This is a genomic window from Chitinimonas sp. (assembly GCF_036568685.1).
In the GTDB taxonomy this organism is placed as follows: Bacteria; Pseudomonadota; Gammaproteobacteria; order Burkholderiales; family Chitinimonadaceae; genus Chitinimonas.
Window position 1 is genome coordinate 1 of the sequence record NZ_DATCSC010000096.1, and the last position, 3,965, is coordinate 3,965.

The 3,965-nt window shown below is 63.0% G+C and carries 4 protein-coding genes and 1 tRNA gene; 2 read left to right on the forward strand and 3 right to left on the reverse strand.

What is annotated here, in order from left to right:
- Positions 1 to 98: 98 nt before the first annotated feature.
- From VIM95_RS14135 to VIM95_RS14145, 3 genes are all read right to left on the reverse strand, one after another.
- Positions 99 to 1,082, reverse strand: coding sequence for a site-specific integrase (locus VIM95_RS14135; RefSeq protein WP_331986732.1), 984 nt, complete (start codon positions 1,080 to 1,082; stop codon positions 99 to 101).
- A 138-nt stretch (positions 1,083 to 1,220) separates the two neighbouring features.
- A tRNA-Thr gene (locus tag VIM95_RS14140) sits at positions 1,221 to 1,296 on the reverse strand.
- 46 nt (positions 1,297 to 1,342) lie between these two features.
- Positions 1,343 to 2,278: a LysR family transcriptional regulator gene (locus tag VIM95_RS14145; RefSeq protein WP_331986735.1), complete on the reverse strand. Its 936-nt coding sequence runs from the start codon at positions 2,276 to 2,278 to the stop codon at positions 1,343 to 1,345.
- A gap of 108 nt (positions 2,279 to 2,386) precedes the next feature.
- Between VIM95_RS14145 and VIM95_RS14150 the strand changes: the two genes are divergently transcribed.
- Together VIM95_RS14150 and VIM95_RS14155 are read left to right on the forward strand one after the other, a co-directional pair.
- Positions 2,387 to 3,418 carry an NADP-dependent oxidoreductase gene (locus tag VIM95_RS14150; RefSeq protein ID WP_331986738.1) on the forward strand — a complete coding sequence of 344 codons (1,032 nt, stop codon included), beginning with the start codon at positions 2,387 to 2,389 and terminating at the stop codon, positions 3,416 to 3,418.
- A gap of 3 nt (positions 3,419 to 3,421) precedes the next feature.
- A complete protein-coding gene (locus tag VIM95_RS14155) occupies positions 3,422 to 3,745 on the forward strand; it encodes a cupin domain-containing protein (protein WP_331986739.1) in 324 nt (107 codons plus the stop codon).
- The last annotated feature ends 220 nt before the right edge of the window (positions 3,746 to 3,965 follow it).

A 3,965-nucleotide genomic window follows, 5' to 3' on the forward strand; every position in this document is an offset into this window, starting at 1 on the left:
GTATGCCGCCTGGTGCGGTCTGGCACTTTGCGCCTGAACGCCTGTGGCATGATCCCCATCGGCGAGATCGACGCCGCCCTTTCAGTCCAGAAGGCGGCCTAGCCCAGGCGGCTGGCAATCTGAGAGGCGGTGGGGTTGTAGTACACCATCGCCATCTTCGGATTCTTCCAGCCGAACATCTTGCACAGGTCCAGCACGTCCAACTTTCGCGCCAGCATCGTCGCAGCCGTATGGCGGCTGTCATGGAAAGTAAAGCCGCTCAGCCCGGCGCGCTCACGGTACTTCCGGAATAGCGCATCCAGCACCTGGCCCTTCAGGCCGAACACCAGAGTTTCGTCATAGCCCCGCATCTTCTCTACAACTCGCAATGCTCGCCGGGAAAGCGGCACTTTGCGCGGCACCGTCTTGGTAACGGGTAGCACAGCGTAGTCGTCCGCCACTCTGTCCCAAGTCAGCCCGGCCAGCTCGCCGGCGCGCATGCCGGTGCGCAGCGCCAACAGGAAGCATGCCCCCACCGCCTGCCGTGCCTCGCGCACCTGATGCCGTGGGGAATAGCCCAAGGCCCTCAACATGCCCCGGATCTGCGACCATGTGATCACTACCTCGCGGTGTTCCGGCGCCTTGGGTCGGCGCACGTCGGTGGTCGGCTTCTCCTCAATCCACTTCCACTCGCGGCGGGCGCACTCAAACACAGCCGACAGGATCGAGAAGTCGCGCAGGACGGAGCTCGGCTTCACCTCTTTAAGCCGAGCGTCGCGCCATACGCCAAGCATGTCAGATGTGACTCGGCCAATGGGTAATTGCGTGGGGAGGGTAGGATCTGCCAGATAGGCGTTGATACGCTTTGCTTCGTTGGCTGCGCTTCGTTTGGTGGGGGTTACCTCGACCAGATAGCGCTCTAGCGCCTCACCAAAGGTGTGCCGCTCCCCAGGGAGGAGGGTAGACTGCTCGCGTAACTCGACCTCTCGCCGCGCCGCCCAGGCATTGGCCTCGCGCTGGGTGCGGAAGACTTGAGAGTCACGCTGACCCTTCACGTATACCTGTGCGCGGTAGCCTTTTGCGGTCTTCTGGACGGATGCCATGGGGAAACCCCTGGGGAGAATCTGGGGAATGGCATTGTGCGAATTGACGTTTTCGTAGTCAATTCTGTTTCAAGAGTGTTTGCTAAGTGCTTGAAATGAAACATGGCGCGATATGGAATCGCGCCATGTTTCTTATCTTGGTGCCGGAGATAGGAGTCGAACCTACGACCTTCGCATTACGAATGCGCTGCTCTACCAACTGAGCTACACCGGCAACAGTACTGACGTTGCCGTCAGATACGAGCCCGCCAGTATAGCGATCACCTGCTGGTTTGTGAACCCTCCCCCGTGGCGCTGGTCGCCATTGCCTCCGCCAGCCGGTGTTGCCAGCCGCTGGCGGCACTGGGCCGCCAGAGCAGATAGCTGGTCTCGGTACAAGTGTAGGGGCAGTCGGTGACTTCAAGGCGTACAAGGCCGGGCTCCGTCAGCGCAAAGTCCGGCAGATATGCCAGTGCCGTACCTTGCCGTACCAGCGTGAGCAATACCTGCAGGTCATCTACCCAGTAGCGGATGCGGCGTGGCAACTGGTCGTCTCGCCAGCCGTCTGAGCGGCTGCCGCGGTTTACCCCGCAGAGCAGGGAATGGCTGGGGCAGGCGAAGTCCTGTACCAGTACTTGGGCGGTACTTACCCGCCCGCCCTGGCTGGCCCGCCATAGTGGGTGCTCGGGAGAGGCTGCGAGCTGCATGCTGATCTCCCCCAGCGGGATGGCGGTGATATCCGCGCCGGGCAGGGTGCCGGCGGCACCGTCCAGCACGTAGCCTGTGACCAGGGCAAAGTCGACCTCGCCGCGTTGTAGCGCCTGCAGGGCAGCTTCTTCATAGAGTGGCTTGAAGGAGGCGCTGCCAGCGGGTTGCAGGGCATTGAGCTGGGCCAGGATGGCCGGGCCGTACCGCCATTGCAGCATGGGCGGTGCCGCCAACCGGCAGTGTGCGGTTCCGCCGGTCCCGGCGAACTCTGAGCGTGTTTCATCCGCCAGTTGCAGCAGCGCCAGCGCTCGGGTGCGTAGCCGCTCGCCGGCCGCGTTGAGCAGCAGCGACTTGCCAACCCGGTCATACAAGGGGGTGCGCAGATCGTCCTCCAGCCGCCGTATCAGGCGCGACAGGGCCGAGGGCGTGACGCAGGCCTCCTCGGCCGCCGCCTGCAGGCTGGCGTGGCGGGTGGTGATGACGAAGAGGCGTAGGTCGGAAAGTTCCATTGCAAGATTTTGGTGCGCTTAATTCAATGATTATTGATTATTTGTTGCTTTGTTGGAATGAATATTTGACCCAACATGCCGGCCTAGTGATCAGACAGGAGCTACCCCATGAGCGCCACCACCGTGCAAAACCAACAATGGCTATACCGCCGCCACCCCACCGGGCTGGTGGGGCGGGAGCATTACGAACTGGTCAGTAGCGAGCTCGACGCCAATCTTGCTGCCGATGAGGTATTGGTCGCCGCCCGCTATATCAGCGTCGACCCGTATATGCGGATCAACCAGTCCAGCAAACCCACCTACAACCCCGACCCGCATCCGCTGGATGTAGTGCAGGTTGCTGGCGTGGTTGGTCAGGTGGTGGCCTCGCGCGCGGCCGGGCTGAAAGAGGGAGACTGGGTGTTTGGCATGTTGGGCTGGCAGACGCATGCCAAGGCCCACGCCAGTGCGCTGCAGAAACTGGATCCGGCCCAGGCGCCGGTGAGTACCGCCTTGGGCGTACTGGGCATGCCGGGGCGTACCGCCTGGTTCGGCCTGACCGAATCCGGCCGGCCGCATGCCGGCGAGGTCGTGGTGGTATCCGGCGCCGCTGGTGCGGTAGGTTCTCTGGTGGTGCAGTACGCCAAGCGCCACGGCTGCAAGGTGCTGGCCGTCGCAGGTGGTGCCCAGAAGTGCGCCTGGTTGCGCGATGTGCTGGGGGCGGATTGGGCCGTGGACTACAAGGCCCACACGGATGCCGATGCCTTGGCCGCGACCATCAAGCAACTGGCCGGTGGCGTGGATGTCTATTTCGACAACGTGGGCGGCATGGTCACCGACGCGGTCATCCCACTTATCAACCGCCGGGCCCGCATCGTGATCTGCGGCCAGATCAGCCAGTACTCGGGCGGGCTGGATGTAGCCGAGCTGGGGCCGCGCTTCTTGCAGCACATGCTGTACCAGCGTGCCACCATCCAGGGCATGCTGGCACGGGACTATGTGCACCGCATGGACGAGATGATCCGCATCGTTGCCCCCTGGGTGAAGGCCGGCGAGATCGTATTCGAGGAAACCGTGGTGGAAGGCTTCGGGCAACTGCCCAATGCGCTCAACCAGCTGTTCACGGGCGAGCACCGCGGCAAACTCTTGGTCAAGGTTTAAACCATGATGGCGCTCGATTTTACCCGCCACCCATTGCCCGAGCTGGGCCGCGGCCTGCCGGCCGACACCGATCACCTGCTGGCCCGCATCGGCCCTGGCGCCGTGTTGCTGATCCATGTGCCACCCGGCGACTACCCTTACGAAGTCCACCAGCAGAGCGAATACCTGGTCTGCCTGCAAGGCCGGCTGGTGCTGGAAGGCGAGGGCGGCCAGCGGGCAGAGGCAGCGGTAGGGCAAATGCTGGAAGTACCGCCTGGCCTGCGCCACCACTTTGCGGCCGAGAGCGACGCCGTCATCCTCACGGTGGTGCAAAAGGCGCCCGGCTGATAGCGGCCAGCCATAAAAAATGGCCGGGTTATCCCGGCCATTTTCATTTGCTGCAGATGCTGGCGATCAGGCTACGTGACGCTCAAGCAGGTGCACATTCTCATCGCCAATCGAGATCTTGCGCGGCTTGAGGGCTTCCGGCACTTCGCGCTTCAGCTCGATATTGAGCAGGCCGTTGTCCAGCGAGGCGCTCACGACCTTCACATGGTCAGCCAGGCGG